The sequence below is a fragment of the Nocardia neocaledoniensis genome (assembly GCF_003182135.1).
Lineage (GTDB): Bacteria > Actinomycetota > Actinomycetes > Mycobacteriales > Mycobacteriaceae > Nocardia > Nocardia neocaledoniensis.
Window position 1 is genome coordinate 134,108 of the sequence record NZ_QGTL01000010.1, and the last position, 14,274, is coordinate 148,381.

Sequence of the window (14,274 nt, forward strand, 5' to 3'; positions counted from 1 at the left end):
CGATCACTCCTCGTCGAGCTCGGCCGCGCCGAAGATCTCGCCGCGCTTGTAGCCGTTGGTGCGCACACACATGTGCCCACGCGAGGAGAGCGGCTCCCCGCACAGCGGGCACGGTGGCCTGCCCGCGGCGATGACCCGGGCCGAGCGCAACGCGAACTCGCGCGCCTGGATGGGGGTCAGGAACACCCGCACGGCGTCGGGCCCTTCGTCGGTGTCGTCGAGTACCACCGATTCGTCGACCTCGGTCTCGGTGATCGCCAGCAGTTCCACCACCACGGCGCCCGCGTCGGCGTCCCAGCCCAGACCCATGGTGCCGACCCGGAATTCGGTGTCGATGGGCGTCACCAGCGGGTCGACATCGCGGACGTCGTCGCCCTGGGGCGGCACATCGGCGCCGAAGCGGCGCGCGACCTCGTCGAGCAGCAGTCCCATCCGGTCGGCGAGCACCTTCACCTGCTGCTTCTCCAGCAGCACGCTGACCACGCGCGGTTCCTGCACGGCCTGCAGGTAGAACGAACGATCGCCCGGTTCACCGACGGTCCCGGCGACGAAACGATCGGGGGTGCGGAATACATGGATTGCGCGTGACACATGCACCTCCTGATACGTGACCCTGATCGACACTCACGAACAACATTCCCTCTAAGGAGAATCGCGGAGTCCCGCATTCCCATTATCCGCGCCGGGCGCGGTCGGCACCTCTCCGCCCGGCACCGGTGCGGCGGTGACGGCGAGCGCGGACAGGTCGGCGCCGGTGTCGTTGAACTTCCACACCGACGGTCCCATCGTTCCGTAGCGGACGACGCTGATCGAGGCTGGTTCCACCGCGATCCGCTGGAAGCTGTCCAGGTGCAGGCCGAGCGCGTCGGCCAGGATCGCCTTGATGACGTCGCCGTGCGCGCATGCCACCCACAGCACGTCCCGGCCCGCCTGATCGGCCAGCCTGCGCTCGATGTCGCGGATGGCGGCGACGGCGCGCTGCTGGACCTGCGCCAGGCCCTCGCCACCGGGGAACACCGCGCCGGAGGCGTGCCCCTGCACGACCTTCCAGAGCGGTTCGGTGAGCAGTTCGGCCAGCGGACGGCCGGTCCACTCGCCGTAGTCGACCTCGATGAGACGTTCGTCGTGCTCGGGTTCGAGGCCGAGTTTCTCGGCCAGCGGGGCGACGGTGCGCTGGCAGCGCAGCAGCGGCGAGCTGGCGATGTGCTCGATCGGCAGCGTCGCGAGCCGGTCGGCGACCGCCGCGGCCTGCTCGGTGCCGCGCTCGGTGAGCTCCACACCGGGGGTGCGCCCGGCCAGGGTGCGACCGACGTTGGACGTGGACACTCCGTGCCGGAGCAGGATCACCGTCATGGGACCAGCCTAACCATCGCCTGCCGTCCGCTCAGGTCGCCGAGATGACACCGGCGGCGAGCAAACCCATCACGACCAGGCCGACGATGATGCGGTAACCCACGAACCAGTAGAACGAGTGCTTGGCGACGAACTTCAGCAACCAGGCGACCGAGGCGTAGCCGACGACGAAGGCCAGCACGGTCGCGACCAGCAACTGCGGGCCGCTGGCGTTGAGTCCTTCACCGGCCGGTTCGAAGGCGTCGGGCAGGCTGAACAGCCCGGACGCGGTCACGGCCGGAATGGCCAGCAGGAAGGAGAACCGCACCGCCGCTTCACGCTCGAGTCCCAGGAACAGGCCCGCGGTGGAGGTCGCGCCGGAGCGGGACACGCCCGGGACCAGGGCGAGGCACTGCGCGAAGCCCATGATCAGGCCGTCGCGGGTGGTGAGCTGCTCGATCGAGCGCTCCTTCTTGCCGAAGTGCTCACCGGCGGCGATCACCAGCGCGAAGGCGATCAGCATGAACGAGACCAGCCACAGGTTGCGGGCGCCGGTGCGGATCTCGTCCTTGAACAGGAAGCCGAGCACGCCGATGGGGATGGTGGCGATGATCACGTACCAGCCGATGCGGTAGTCCAGTTCGCGCTGGGTGTCGCGTTCGTGGGCCTCGCGGGCGCTGCGATCCATCACCGGCAGTTTCGTGGTGACGCGGTCACCGACGGCGACCGACTGCTGCGAGCGCTCCCGCCAGCGCATGGCCAGGGTGGTGAACCAGGCGATGACGATGCGCTGGATGTCCTTGGCGAAGTACACCAGCACCGCGGCCTCGGTGCCGAGCTGGGTGACGGCGGTGAACGACGCGCCCGCGTCGCTGCCGAAGAACACCTCCGACACGATGCGCAGATGTCCGGAGGAGGAGATCGGCAGGAACTCGGTGAGTCCCTGTACGAGCCCGAGCAGCAATGCCTGGAACCAGGTCATCGACTCGCCCACCAACTGTCCTCCTGCTGCTTCGTGCCCGAAAGACGTCGTCCTCCTGGGCTTTTGCCACGTCGGTCCGCCCCGAGGGCACGACCTCGCAGCGACCCTACCCGTCCACCGCACCTTCGCGCCGTCGGCGGGTCGTCGGCGGAGAACCCGCCGGTGCGCCCATTAGGCTGGGCGCCGTGACGAAAACACGGGCGCGGTGATGGAACAGCGAACGGTGGGGCGCAGCGGCCTGCGGGTGTCGCGCATCGGCTTGGCCACCCACACCTGGGGGACACATACCGACGCCGACGAGGCCGCGGTGCAGTTGGCGGCGTTCACCGAGGCCGGTGGCACGCTCGTCGACCTCTCCCCCGTCTACGGCGACGGCAAGGCGCAGCGGATCATGGCCGACCTGCTCGGCGATCTGGTCTCGCGCGACGAGCTGGTGCTCAGCGGCAGTGCCGGGGTGGTCTGGCACGGTCCCGGCGCCGGCGTCGGCGACACGGTCCCCGCGCCCGCGGCGACCGGCCCGGTCGTGGACGCGTCGCGGCGCACCCTGCTGGCCCAGCTCGACCAGACGCTGCGCGAACTGGGCACCGATCATCTCGACATCTGGAGCATCGCGGCCTGGGACCCCTACACCCCGCTCGACGAGGTGGCGGCGACCCTGGACACCGCGATCCGCTCCGGTCGCACCAGGTACGCGGGCGTGCGCGGATTCTCGGCGTGGCAGCTGGCCAGTCTCGCGGCGATCGCGCCGGTGACGGCGGCGCAGACGCCGTACTCGCTGCTGGCGGGTGGCACCGAAGCCGAGGTGATCCCGGCCGCGCGGCATCACGGGGTCGGGGTGATCGCGTCGGCGCCGCTGGCGGGCGGCATCCTCACCGGCAAATACCGCGACGGCGTGCCCGCCGACTCCCGGGGCGCCGACGAGGCGACGGCCGCGGAGATCCGCCGCAGGCTCGACGACGATCGGGCGGTGCGGGTGGTCGACGCCCTGGTCACCGCGGCAGACGGGCTCGGCACCTCGCCGCTGGCGGTGGCGCTGGCCTGGATCCGGGACCGGCCCGGTATCGCGAGCATGATCGTGGGCGCGCGCGACATCGGTCAGCTCACCGGCGTGCTCGCCGCGGAGACCCTCGAGTTGCCGCGCGCGATCGCGGCGGCCCTGGACGACGTGAGCGCCCGTTCCGAATGATGGCTAGCCTTACCTGCATGAGACTGCGCGGTGTGCTGACGACGGTGATCGCGGCGACGGTGCTCCTCGGCACCGTCGCGTGCACGACGAGCAACCCTGCATCGACTGCCGGTTCGGGTGGCCCGGCGACCGCACAGCTGGCCGACCTGGACCCCGTCCCGATCGGCCCGCCGCCCACTCCCCGCCTGCCCGCCACCGCGAAGTCGTTCGACGGCACCGACGTCACCGTCACCGACGCGTCCCGCATCATCGCCGTGGACCGCTACGGCACCCTCGCTCAGACCGTCTACGCCCTCGGGCTCGGCGCGAACCTGGTCGGCCGCAGCACCTCCGCCTCGTTCCCCGCCGTGGCCGATGTGCCGAACGTCGCGGGCGGCAACGGCGCGCTGAGCGTCGAGGCGGTGCTGGCGCTGCGGCCGTCGGTGTTCCTCACCGACACCACCAGCGCCGCCCCCGCGGTGCGCGACCAACTGCGCGCCGCGGGCGTCAACGTCGTCTACTTCGATCCGGACCGCACCATGGACGGTGTCGTGCCGCAGATCGAAGCGGTCGCCGACGCGCTCGGTGTGCCCGACGCGGGCAAGCAACTCGGGCAGCGCACCCGCGACGAGATCGCCGCCGCCACCGCGCGCGTCCCGAAACAGGACCCCGCGCCCAAGATCGCCTTCCTGTACCTGCGCAGCACCGCGATCACCATGATCGCGGGTCCGGGATCGGGCGCCGATTCGCTGATCACCGCGATCGGCGGCGTCGACGCGGGCACCGCGGCCGGCATGAGCGAACCGTTCACCGCCATCACCAGCGAGGCCATGATCGCGGCTGCCCCGGACGTGGTGCTGGTGATGTCCGACGGTTTGAAGTCGGTCGGCGGCGTCGACGGCCTGGTGAAGATCCCCGGCATCGCCCAGACACCGGCCGGGCGCGGCAAGCGGGTCGTCGACATGGCCGACGCGGTGCTGCTGAGCTTCGGCCCCAACACCGGACGCGTCATCTCGGCACTGTCGGAGGCCGTCTACGGCAAGCCCGCATGAGCGAGACACCGGATCTGACGAAGCCCTCGACCGCGCCGCGCATCGACGACGCGACGCCCGATCCGCTGCCGTCGCCGCGGCACCGCTGGACCCGGGTCGGCGTGGTCTCCGCTGTCGCCGTGCTCGCCCTGGTTGCGCTGGCTGTGGTGTCGGCCGTGCTCGGGCAGGTGCCGACCACGGCCGCCGAGGTACTCGGCAGCCTCGCGCACCGGATCGGCCTGGATCTCGGTCCCATGCCGGCCCATCCCGCCGGCGAGGTGACGCTGTGGGAGGTGCGTTTCCCGCGCGTTCTGCTGGCGATCCTCGTCGGTGCGGCACTGGCGACAGCGGGTGCGTTGCTGCAGGGCGTGTTCGCCAATCCGCTGGCCGAGCCCGGTGTGATCGGGGTGTCGGCGGGTGCCGCGGTCGGCGCGGGCACCGTCATCGTGATCGGCGGCGCCTTCGTGGCGTCGTGGTCGGTGGCCGCGGCCGCGTTCGCCGCCGGACTGATCACCACCGCGCTGGTCTATCTGCTGTCGCGCTCGGGCGGCCGCACCGAGGTCGTCACCCTGATCCTGACCGGGGTGGCGATCAACGCGTTCGCGGGCGGCCTGATCGCGCTGCTGTTGTTCGTCGCCACGCCGGCCGCACGCGATCAGATCGTGTTCTGGCAGCTCGGCAGTCTCAACGGGGCGACCTGGTCGGCGGTCGGGGTGGTCGCGACGCTGGCCGCGATCGGTGTCGCCGCCGCGGTCGTCATCGCCGGCCGTCTCGATCTGCTGGCGCTCGGTGATTCCGCGGCCCGCCACCTCGGCGTCGACGTGGAACGGCTGCGCAGGCAGGTGATCGTGATCGTCGCGGTGCTGACCGCGGCGGGCGTGGCCTTCAGCGGCATCATCCTGTTCGTCGGCCTGATCGTGCCGCACGTGGTGCGCATGCTCGTCGGCCCGGGCCATCGGGTGCTGGTGCCGCTGAGCGCCGTCCTCGGGTCGGTGGTACTGCTCGGCGCCGACGTGCTGGCACGCACCCTCGTGCACAACGCCGACCTGCCCCTGGGCATGCTGACCTCGCTCATCGGCGGCCCGTTCTTCTTCTGGCTGCTGCGCCGCACGAGGGCCAAGGCGGGAGGCTGGGGATGACCGACCTGCGCGAAACCGCGCCCACCGGCAGGTGGTCGCTGCGCGGCCTGTTCGCCAGGCCCGCCGACCTGCCCGCCCGTCCCGCACGCGGCGCCGTCACCCTGCGCGCACGCGAGCTCACCATCGAGCGAGGGCACCGCACGGTGCTGGAGAAGGTCGACTTCGAGGTGGCGGCGGGCGAGATCGTCGCCCTGGTCGGACCCAACGGCGCGGGCAAATCGAGTCTGCTCGCGGCCCTGGCCGGCGAACTCACCCCGAGCAGCGGCACGGTGGAACTCGAGGGCCACGCCCTCACCCACTGGACCCACGGCGAGATGGCGCGCAGACGCGCCGTGCTTCCGCAGGCGCACGCGGTCGGATTCCCGTTCACCGCACGGGAAGTCGTCGCGATGGGCCGCGCACCGTGGCTGCGCACCCCCGCCGCCGACCGCGACGAGGAGCTCATCGCCGCCTCGCTCGCCGCGACCGACGTCGGCCACCTCGCGGGCCGAGTGTTCCCGTCGCTGTCGGGTGGCGAGCGCGCCCGGGTGGCCCTGGCCAGGGTTCTGGCCCAGGACACCGCCACCCTGCTCCTGGACGAGCCGACCGCGGCCCTGGATCTGGGCCACCAGGAAGCCGTCCTGCGCCTGGCCGCCGCCCGCGCCGCCGAGGGTGCCGCAGTCGTGGTCGTCGTCCACGACCTCGGCGTCGCGGCCGCCTACGCCGACCGCGTCACGGTCCTCGCCGACGGCCGTGTCGCCGCCGACGGTCCGCCGCGCGAGGTTCTCACCCGCGACCTGCTCACCGATATCTACCGCCACCCGGTCGACGTCTTCGACCACCCGGCCACCGGCGCCCAACTCGTCCTGCCCGAACGCGGCCCGGTCGACCGCGCACGGTGAGCACGGGCCAGCCGCCCACGACCTCGCGCGGGCGGCGTGGTCACCGCCAGATGATCTTGAGCAGGGCCGGGGTGAGGACCATGCGGATGATCGTGGCGTCGATGAGCAGCGCCACGATCATGCCGTAGGCGATGTATTTCATCAGCACCAGATCCGAGAACCCGAACGCGCCGGTGACGACGATGAGAATCGCGGCGGCCGAGGTGATCACGCTGCCCGTGTGGGCGACGCCGTACCGGATCGATTCGGTGGCGTCGGCGCCCGCGGCGCGTTTCTCCGCGATCCGCGAGAGCAGGAACACCTCGTAGTCGGTGGACAACCCGAAGATCACCGTGACGATCAGCGCCACCACCGCGAACATCAGCGGTCCCGGCGTGAAGTGGAAGACCCCGGACCCGTGCCCCTCCACGAAGATCCAGGTCAGCACGCCCAGCGTCGACACCAGGCTCAGCGCGCTCATGGCGACGGCCTTCACCGCCAGGATCACCGACCGGAACGCGATCACCATCATCGCCATCGCCGCCACCATGAGGATCAGCAACAGCAGCGGGAGTCCTTCGATGAGGCCGTTGATGCTGTCGCGTTCCAGCGCGGGGATTCCCGCGACCATCACCTGCACCCCCGGCGGTTCCGGCAACGCGCGCAACGCCCCGATCACCGCGTCGGCGTCGCGCTTGTCGGCCAGCCCCGCCGAGAGGACGTTCATGTCGTTCTTCGTCGGTGACGCGGGCTCGAACCGTCCGGTCAGGCCGGGGATCTGATTGGCCTCGTAGCGGATGTCGCCGAGCTGCTGCGGGGAGGCGCCCACCACGATCAGCTTCACCGGTTCGGTGCGGAATCCGGGGAAGAGCCGGTCGAAGTCCTCCTGCGCCACGCGGGCCGGGTTGTCCTGCGCCAGGTATTTCTCGCTGATGCCGCCGAACTCGATGTGGCGCAACGGGATACTCAGGGCCAGCAGGGCAAGCACGATGGGCACCACCACCGCCCACGGCCGCCGCATCGACCACTGCGCGAGCCGGGAGAAGAAGCCGGCGTCGATCTCGTCCTCGGTCTTGCTGCGGGAGAAGCGTTTCCAGCCGAGCCAGTCGATGCGCCGCCCCGCGATGCTCAATGCCGCGGGCAACGCGGTCACCGACAGCAGCGCGGCCAGCATCACCGCCGAGATGCCGCCGTAGGGCACCGAGCGCAGCACGCCGTTGGGGAAGATGAACAGCGCGCCCAGGCTCAGCGCGATGATCGCCGCCGAGAACAGCACCGTGCGGCCCGCCGTGGCGACGGTGCGGGCCGTCGCGTCCTCGACGCTGCGGCCCGCGGCGAGTTCCTCCCGGAACCTGGTGACCGTGAACAGTCCGTAGTCGATCGCCAAGCCGAGGCTGACCAGCGTCATCACCGCGCTGGCGAACACGTTGACCTCGATGTGGTCGGTGAGCACCCGCAGGATGCCGGAGGTCCCGAGCACGGTGAGCCCGCCGATCAGCACCGGCAGCAGCGCGCCGATCACCCCGCCGAACACGAAGTACAGCAGGATCGCCACGATCGGCAACGCGATGATCTCCGCGCGCCGGATGTCGTGCTGCATGCCGATGTTGATGCCCTCCACCACCGGCTGCAGGCCCGCCAGCTGCACCGTGGTCCCGCCGGGTCCACCGCCGGGCACCTCGGCGTTCAGGTGCGGTTTCAGGGCGAGGTAGTTGTTGACGGTCGCCGTCCCGCCGCCACCGGCCAGCCCGATGCTGGCGAAAGCGTGCTGCTTGCTCGGGTCGGAGGCGTTCGCCGAGAACGGGCTGTCCCAGTAGCTGTCGATCTTGTGGATGTGCTCGCCGTAGCGGGCACGCAGGTCGTTCAACGCGGCCACGACGGGTCCGCGCACCGCGGGATCGTCGACGGTGGCGCCCGGCGGGGCGGTGTAGATGACGATCAGGTCGCCGTCGGTGTCGCGGCCGAAGGTCTCGTCGGCCAGTTTCGAGGCCGCCACCGACTCGCTGGACTCGTCGAACCACCCCTCCTGGGTGTAGCGGCCCGCCAGGTCACGGCCGAACCACCCCGAGATCAGCACCGTGAGGATGAACAGGCCGAGCACCAGGAAGCGGTGCCGGTGGACGAATCGGCCCCACCGCATCGAACGCGATTCCCGCATGGTCAGCCGCAGGCGGCGGTGCGGTAGTCGGCCGAGCGCAGGATGCCGCACAGGTCGGTGCGCGAGATCTTCCACTTCCCGTCGAGCAGCACGAAATGCACGATGGTGGTGCGGACATTGGTGCCCGAGCCGTCCTTGTCCAGGCGCATCGTGGCGGTCAGGGTGCCGTCGCGATTGTCGAACACCGGGTCGACGACGCCGTAGACCGCGTGCGGGTTGTCGCGCAGCGCCTTGTACATGTCCGGGATGGCGTCCTTGAACGCGGCACCGTCCTCGATGAGGTCGGTGCGTTCGACATCGGGCAGGTTCGGGTCGAGTGCGCGCTTGATCTGCGCGTCGAGTTCGGCGGCGGTGGGCAGCGGCGCGTTGGCCTTGCTCGACGACGTCGCGATGGAGGCGGACAGGGAGGCGTTGGCCGAGGACCGTGCGGCGTCGACCGAGGCCTCGTCGGTTCCCCCGCCGCACGCGGCGGTGAGGACGACGAGGGCCGTGAGGCAGGCGGCGGCCGCGGCGGCCCTGGCGAAAAGTGTGGAAGACATCACCATCTACATACCATCAATGACGGAACTGATCCGGCCCAAGAGGGACCGGACCGCCGTGGCGTCGCGCCCGGCGGCCGGCACGACGGGCACCGCGGTGGGGATCAGGTCGCGCACGAAGGCGGCGACGCTGCGTTCGTCGCCGAGGTCGATGTCGGTGACCTGAGCGCGCGCGACGGCGACCACGTCGTCGGCGCCGGGCACGTCCTCGCCCAGGTCGGCGCGGTAGATCTGCAGGGTGAGGGTGGCGCGGTGGGTGCGGAAGCTGAAGGCGTTGCCCTCGTCGGTCGTGCCGAATCCGTGGGCGAAGGGGCCGACGGAGAGGTCATCGATGCCGAAACCCGCTGCTGTCCGGTCGGTCATCGTGGTGATCTCCTGCCGTGGACGGGCGTTCGATTGTCGACACGTCAACAGTAACCTGCGTCACCGACAGGCCCGACGCGCGCCACCCGGTCGAAGCTACCGGTGAGTCATCATGGTCAGATGGTGATCAGCGGTCACCTCGTGAGATTAGGAGTACGGTGCATGCGCCCTCGCGGCTCGGTCGCCTCAGCGTTGTTCGGCGCGGCGGCACTGGTGATGCTGACCGGATGTGGCGGTGGGGACGGCGGTCCCGACGTGCCGACCCGCGAGCCCGCCACCGCCGCGGCCTCCCCCGCCACCACGACGGCGCCCACCGGCCGCGTCGTCCCGCTCGCCGCGACGAAAGCGCTGCTGGCCGAACGTGGGTCCGGGCGTGTCGCCGCGCTCGACACCGCGGGCACCGCGCTCACCCTGATCGATCCGGCCGCGCCCGAGAGCGCGCGCACCGTCACCCTGCCCGCGCCGGGCGCCGCGCTGGCGCAGGGCGGCGCGGGTGAGATCCTCGTCGCCGCGCCGGGCCGGGTGCTGCGGGTCGAAGCCGTCACCGGCGCGGTCGCCGAGATCGCCGTCGACGGTGACGTGCACACCGTGCAAACTCGCAGCGACGGCACTCTCGTGGTCGGCACCGCCGACGGCACCGTCCGCGAACTGCGCGCCGACGGCAGCGTCGTCCGCACCGTCAGCGGCCTGGTCTCCGCCGACGCGCTCGCTCTGACCGGCGACGACATCACCGTCCTCGATCGCAAACAGACCGCGGTCGTCGGCCTCGGTGACGACGCGCTGGGCCTGATGCTGCGCGCGGGTGACGGCGCCACCAACGCCATCGCCGACAGCGAGGGCCGGGTGCTGGTCGCCGACACGGCGGGCGGTGAACTGCTGGTCTACACGGCCGGCCCGCTCGTGCTGCGTCAGCGGTTCCCGGTATCATCGTCGCCTTACGCGCTCGCCTACGACCAGCGGTCGAACACGGTCTGGGTGACCTGCACGCAGAGCAACGAGGTGGTCGGTTTCGACCTGTCGACCGGCATCGGTGTGGAGGTGGGACGGTTCCCCACCGTGCGCCAGCCCGACGCGGTGACCGTCGACGAACGCACCGGTGACCTGTTCGTGGCCTCGGCCGCGGGCGAGGGCCTGCAGCGCATCGGCGCGCAGGAGCGGAGGAAGGGGCAGTGATGGCGGCCAAGCCTCGCGGGTCTCGCTCGGCGGTCCCGCCGAGCTGGGAGACCAGCAACGACGACTACGAATACGTGCCACTGCGGCTGCCACCCGAGGTCACCCGGGTCACCGCCTCGATGCGGCTGGCCATTCAGGCCGAGTTCGGTGGCTGGGAGTTGTCGCGGGTGCGCGCCTACACCGACGGCAGCCGCCGGGTGTTGTTGCGCCGCCGCAAGAGTGCCGTCCTTCCTGTGCCCGAACCCGGAGTGTGAGCCGACCCATGTACGCCCTGTTACTACGCCTGATGTTCCTGGTGCCCCCGGAGCGGGTGCACCACCTGGTCTTCGGCGCCCTGCGCTTCGCCACCTGGTTCCCGCCGACGCGCTGGCTGGTGCGCAAGCTGACCGTGGTCGAGGACCCGATCCTGGCCACCTCCGCCTTCGGCGTCGAGTTCCCCGCCCCGCTCGGCCTGGCCGCCGGGTTCGACAAGAACGCCGACGGCGCGAACACCTGGGGTTCGCTCGGTTTCGGTTTCGCCGAGATCGGGACCGTCACCGCGCACGCCCAGCCGGGTAACCCCGCGCCGCGCCTGTTCCGGCTGCCCGCCGACCACGGCCTGATCAACCGCATGGGCTTCAACAACCACGGCGCGGCCGCGGCCGCCGCCCGCCTGCACGGCGCGCACCCGAGCGTGCCGATCGGCGCGAACATCGGCAAGACCAAGGTCACCGAGCCCGAGCACGCCGCCGACGACTACGCCACCAGCGCCCGGCTGCTCGGCCCGCTCGCCGACTTCGTCGTCGTCAACGTGTCCTCCCCCAACACCCCCGGCCTGCGCGATCTGCAGGCGGTGGAATCCCTGCGCCCGATCCTGCAGGCCGTGCTCGACAGCGTCTCGGTGCCGGTGCTGGTGAAGATCGCCCCGGACCTGTCCGACGAGGACATCGACGCGGTCGCCGACCTCGCCGTCGAACTGGGCCTGGCCGGCATCGTCGCCACCAACACCACCATCCGCCGCGACGGGCTGAACACCCCGGCCGCCGAGGTCGAGGCGATGGGCGCCGGTGGCCTGTCCGGTGCGCCCGTGGCCGAGCGCTCCCTCGAGGTCCTGCGCCGGCTCTACGCGCGGGTGGGCGACCGGGTCGTGCTGATCTCGGTCGGCGGTATCGAGACCCCCGAGCAGGCCTGGGCCCGCATTCTGGCCGGCGCCACCTTGCTGCAGGGCTACACCGGCTTCATCTACGGTGGCCTGTTCTGGACCACGCGCATCCACCGCGGCATCGCCGCCCGCCTGCGCGCGGAGGGCTTCGCCTCCCTGGCCGAGGCGGTCGGCGCGGAGCACCGCACGCGCTCGGCCTGAGGGGCTATCCGTAGTTGACGCGCCGCGTGCCGCCGTGCCCGAACAGCTGGGTGGTCCGCGGTTTGGTCAGCGGCGGGCGTGGTGCGCCCTCCTCGGCGTCGTCGGTGTCGAATCGTTCGAGCATCCGCTTGTAGAGGCGGATGATCGCCTGCTCCCAGACGATGCCGATGGTGTCGGCGAGCGCGTTGATCTGGGCGTGGGTGAGTCGGTCGTGGGCAGCGGTCAGGTCGCTGATCAGTTCGTCGAGTTCCATGCCCGCGTAGGCCTGGTCCCGGTTGAGCTTGCGTTCGGGCAGCCAGCTCAGGCGCCAGGTCTCGGGGTCGGCGCTCACCCGTTCCGCGTATTCGGGGCTGTGGGTGCTGCGCATGTCGTCCGGGGTGATGTGAATGGTCATCGGAAGCTCCGATTCCACGAAGGGGAGCTGGCGGCTCCGGTGTTCCTGGGTGCCGGACGCGCGCGTGGCGGGTGCGGCGTGTGCGTCGGCGGCGCCGAATCGCACCTGAGTTCCTGCCGGTAGGGCCGGTGAAACTCGTTGCCTGGTGGGCGATGTCCCCCGTTCCAGTGTGGCATTTGCCCTTCGGGATGGTCAATTGCCGTTGTAGATTGATAATTGCCAGCGAAGCGAGCGCATAAACCACCGAAGTCCCGACCTGGAGGGCCGAAGGCGTGCCGATGATTCCGCAGGACGCACGAACCGACGTGGTACGCGGCATCCTCGCGCGGCTGGGGAAGTTCTCCGGCCTCAGCGCGGAACGCCTGCGCCACACCGAGATCGGCGCCGACCCGATCCTCGACCTGCCGATCGTCGGCGACCACGCACGGCGTTCGGGCATCTCCAGGGAGGAAGCCGTGCTGCCGGTGCTGCGCGAGACCGCCCGGCAATTGCCACCCAGCGACCGGCTGATCGCCGACACCACCCTGGCGCTGGGCCTGCTGCGCGAGCTGTCGCCGGACACCGTCGACGTCGATCAGCTCTACGCGGCCAATCTCGGCGCGCGCCGGGAATACCTGGCCCAGTCCTGGGACGCGCTGCACGCCGCGATCGGCGCGCCCACCACCACCGCCGCGCCGACGGTCAAACGCCTGCGCACCACGGCCGAACGCGGTGCACTCACCGCACTGGCCGGACTGCTCACCGACCCGGTCACCACCCCGGCGCGCCCCAGCGAGACCCCGCGCCCGGCACTGCCCACCGGCCGCACGGTGACCGTGATCGGCGACGCCGTCATCGACCACCTGTACCGGGTCGACACCTTCCCCGGCCGCAACGCCCCCGTCGACGGTTCCTTCGCGGGCCAGCCCGGTGGCAAGGGCCTCAACCGCGCGGTCGCCGCCGCCCTGCTCGGCCTCGACGTGCGGTTGATCGCCGCCGTCGGTGACGACGAGAACGGCGCCAAGATCCTCGGCCTGCTCGACGAATTCGGCGTCGGCCGCGACCTGGTGAAGGTCGTTCCCGCCGCGGCCACGCTGGTCACGGCGGTGGTCATGAACCACAGCGGCGAGGTGCGCCTGATCGCCTGCCGCGACGCGCGCGTGCAGCTGCTCGACGAGGATTTCGACCGCCCCGACGTCCGTGCCGCGCTGGCCGGCTCCGACGTCGTGGTACTCACCTTCGAACAGCCCGCGCCGATCATCGAGGGCGTGCTCGCGTTCCTGCGTGATCTGCCCGAGCGCCCCCAGGTGATCGTCTGCGCGGCCCCGAGTATCGCTGTCCCCCAAGGGCTGTACCTGTATCTGGACGTCGTCGACTACCTGGTGGGCAGCTCCGTCGAACTCGACGCGCTGCTGCCCGAGGTCGACACCGACTCCCCCGCCGACACCGCGCGCAGGCTACGCGGGCTCGGCGTCTCGGTGGTGTGCGCCGTCGACAACTTCGGCTGCACGGTGTACTCCGACCACGACGACATCGTGATCGACCACTTCCCGCGCGTGCTCAAGGCCGCGGTCGGCGCGGCCGCGGCCTTCGCCGCCGCCCTCGCCCACCGCGTCGCCCGGTCCGAGGATTCGCTCACCGCCGCCGATTTCCGGTGGGCGACCGCGGCGATGATCCCCACCCAGAAGCTGGGCGCGGTCTCGGCCGGATTCCCCGATGTCGCCGAGGTGGACCGGATCGTGCAGCTCTACGCCCCCGGTGCGGGCGGCACCCGTAACACCGGCGTGACCCCCGGTTGATGTGCGCGACGACACAGC

15 protein-coding genes are annotated in these 14,274 nt (G+C 71.1%); 8 read left to right on the plus strand and 7 right to left on the minus strand.

The features are described 5' to 3' along the window. Positions 1 to 3: 3 nt before the first annotated feature. Genes DFR69_RS24485 through DFR69_RS24495 form a run of 3 tightly spaced genes read right to left on the minus strand, consistent with a single transcriptional unit; the run spans position 4 to position 2,326 of the window. A complete protein-coding gene (locus tag DFR69_RS24485) occupies positions 4 to 591 on the minus strand; it encodes a DUF3090 domain-containing protein (RefSeq protein WP_110040094.1) in 588 nt (195 codons plus the stop codon). A gap of 51 nt (positions 592 to 642) precedes the next feature. Beyond that, complete coding sequence (locus DFR69_RS24490) at positions 643 to 1,353, minus strand: histidine phosphatase family protein (RefSeq protein WP_110039974.1); 711 nt, start codon at positions 1,351 to 1,353, stop codon at positions 643 to 645. A gap of 31 nt (positions 1,354 to 1,384) precedes the next feature. After that, positions 1,385 to 2,326 carry an undecaprenyl-diphosphate phosphatase gene (locus DFR69_RS24495; RefSeq protein ID WP_186817296.1) on the minus strand — a complete coding sequence of 314 codons (942 nt, stop codon included), beginning with the start codon at positions 2,324 to 2,326 and terminating at the stop codon, positions 1,385 to 1,387. A gap of 196 nt (positions 2,327 to 2,522) precedes the next feature. On the opposite strand from DFR69_RS24495, the gene DFR69_RS24500 reads away from it, so the two are divergent. From DFR69_RS24500 to DFR69_RS24515, 4 genes are read left to right on the plus strand one after another with little or no spacing between them, the layout of a single operon-like run. Next, on the plus strand, positions 2,523 to 3,500 hold the full coding sequence (locus DFR69_RS24500; RefSeq protein WP_110039975.1) for an aldo/keto reductase: 978 nt from the start codon (positions 2,523 to 2,525) through the stop codon (positions 3,498 to 3,500). 17 nt (positions 3,501 to 3,517) lie between these two features. Further along, on the plus strand, positions 3,518 to 4,531 hold the full coding sequence (locus tag DFR69_RS24505) for a heme/hemin ABC transporter substrate-binding protein (RefSeq protein ID WP_110039976.1): 1,014 nt from the start codon (positions 3,518 to 3,520) through the stop codon (positions 4,529 to 4,531). After that, the gene (locus tag DFR69_RS24510) at positions 4,528 to 5,649 is read left to right on the plus strand and encodes a FecCD family ABC transporter permease (protein ID WP_110039977.1); all 1,122 of its coding nucleotides are present in this window, start codon (positions 4,528 to 4,530) and stop codon (positions 5,647 to 5,649) included. The genes DFR69_RS24505 and DFR69_RS24510 overlap by 4 nt, the downstream gene beginning before the upstream one ends. After that, complete coding sequence (locus tag DFR69_RS24515) at positions 5,646 to 6,530, plus strand: heme ABC transporter ATP-binding protein (RefSeq protein WP_110039978.1); 885 nt, start codon at positions 5,646 to 5,648, stop codon at positions 6,528 to 6,530. The genes DFR69_RS24510 and DFR69_RS24515 overlap by 4 nt, the downstream gene beginning before the upstream one ends. Positions 6,531 to 6,570: 40 nt before the next feature. Here DFR69_RS24515 and DFR69_RS24520 read toward each other — a convergent pair whose 3' ends face one another. Genes DFR69_RS24520 through DFR69_RS24530 form a run of 3 tightly spaced genes read right to left on the minus strand, consistent with a single transcriptional unit; the run spans position 6,571 to position 9,569 of the window. Next, positions 6,571 to 8,667 (minus strand): MMPL family transporter, encoded by a 2,097-nt coding sequence (locus DFR69_RS24520; protein ID WP_110040096.1) that lies wholly within the window; start codon positions 8,665 to 8,667, stop codon positions 6,571 to 6,573. A 2-nt stretch (positions 8,668 to 8,669) separates the two neighbouring features. Continuing rightward, positions 8,670 to 9,206, minus strand: a complete 537-nt coding sequence (locus DFR69_RS24525; RefSeq protein ID WP_244198439.1) for a WKL family lipoprotein — start codon at positions 9,204 to 9,206, stop codon at positions 8,670 to 8,672. A 6-nt stretch (positions 9,207 to 9,212) separates the two neighbouring features. Continuing rightward, positions 9,213 to 9,569, minus strand: coding sequence for a hypothetical protein (locus DFR69_RS24530; RefSeq protein ID WP_110039980.1), 357 nt, complete (start codon positions 9,567 to 9,569; stop codon positions 9,213 to 9,215). A gap of 162 nt (positions 9,570 to 9,731) precedes the next feature. Between DFR69_RS24530 and DFR69_RS24535 the strand changes: the two genes are divergently transcribed. The 3 genes from DFR69_RS24535 to DFR69_RS24545 are packed head-to-tail and all read left to right on the plus strand — an operon-like array spanning position 9,732 to position 12,084. Next, positions 9,732 to 10,742, plus strand: coding sequence for a YncE family protein (locus DFR69_RS24535; RefSeq protein WP_110039981.1), 1,011 nt, complete (start codon positions 9,732 to 9,734; stop codon positions 10,740 to 10,742). Then, on the plus strand, positions 10,742 to 10,996 hold the full coding sequence (locus DFR69_RS24540; RefSeq protein ID WP_110039982.1) for a DUF5703 family protein: 255 nt from the start codon (positions 10,742 to 10,744) through the stop codon (positions 10,994 to 10,996). Before DFR69_RS24535 ends, DFR69_RS24540 begins: the two co-directional genes overlap by 1 nt. A gap of 8 nt (positions 10,997 to 11,004) precedes the next feature. Next, positions 11,005 to 12,084 (plus strand): quinone-dependent dihydroorotate dehydrogenase, encoded by a 1,080-nt coding sequence (locus DFR69_RS24545; RefSeq protein WP_110039983.1) that lies wholly within the window; start codon positions 11,005 to 11,007, stop codon positions 12,082 to 12,084. Between the two features lie 4 nt (positions 12,085 to 12,088). Here the strand turns inward: DFR69_RS24545 and DFR69_RS24550 are convergent, their stop codons facing one another. Next, positions 12,089 to 12,478 (minus strand): hypothetical protein, encoded by a 390-nt coding sequence (locus tag DFR69_RS24550; protein ID WP_146229415.1) that lies wholly within the window; start codon positions 12,476 to 12,478, stop codon positions 12,089 to 12,091. Between the two features lie 278 nt (positions 12,479 to 12,756). On the opposite strand from DFR69_RS24550, the gene DFR69_RS24555 reads away from it, so the two are divergent. Continuing rightward, the gene (locus DFR69_RS24555) at positions 12,757 to 14,256 is read left to right on the plus strand and encodes a PfkB family carbohydrate kinase (RefSeq protein ID WP_167456389.1); all 1,500 of its coding nucleotides are present in this window, start codon (positions 12,757 to 12,759) and stop codon (positions 14,254 to 14,256) included. Positions 14,257 to 14,274 lie beyond the last annotated feature (18 nt).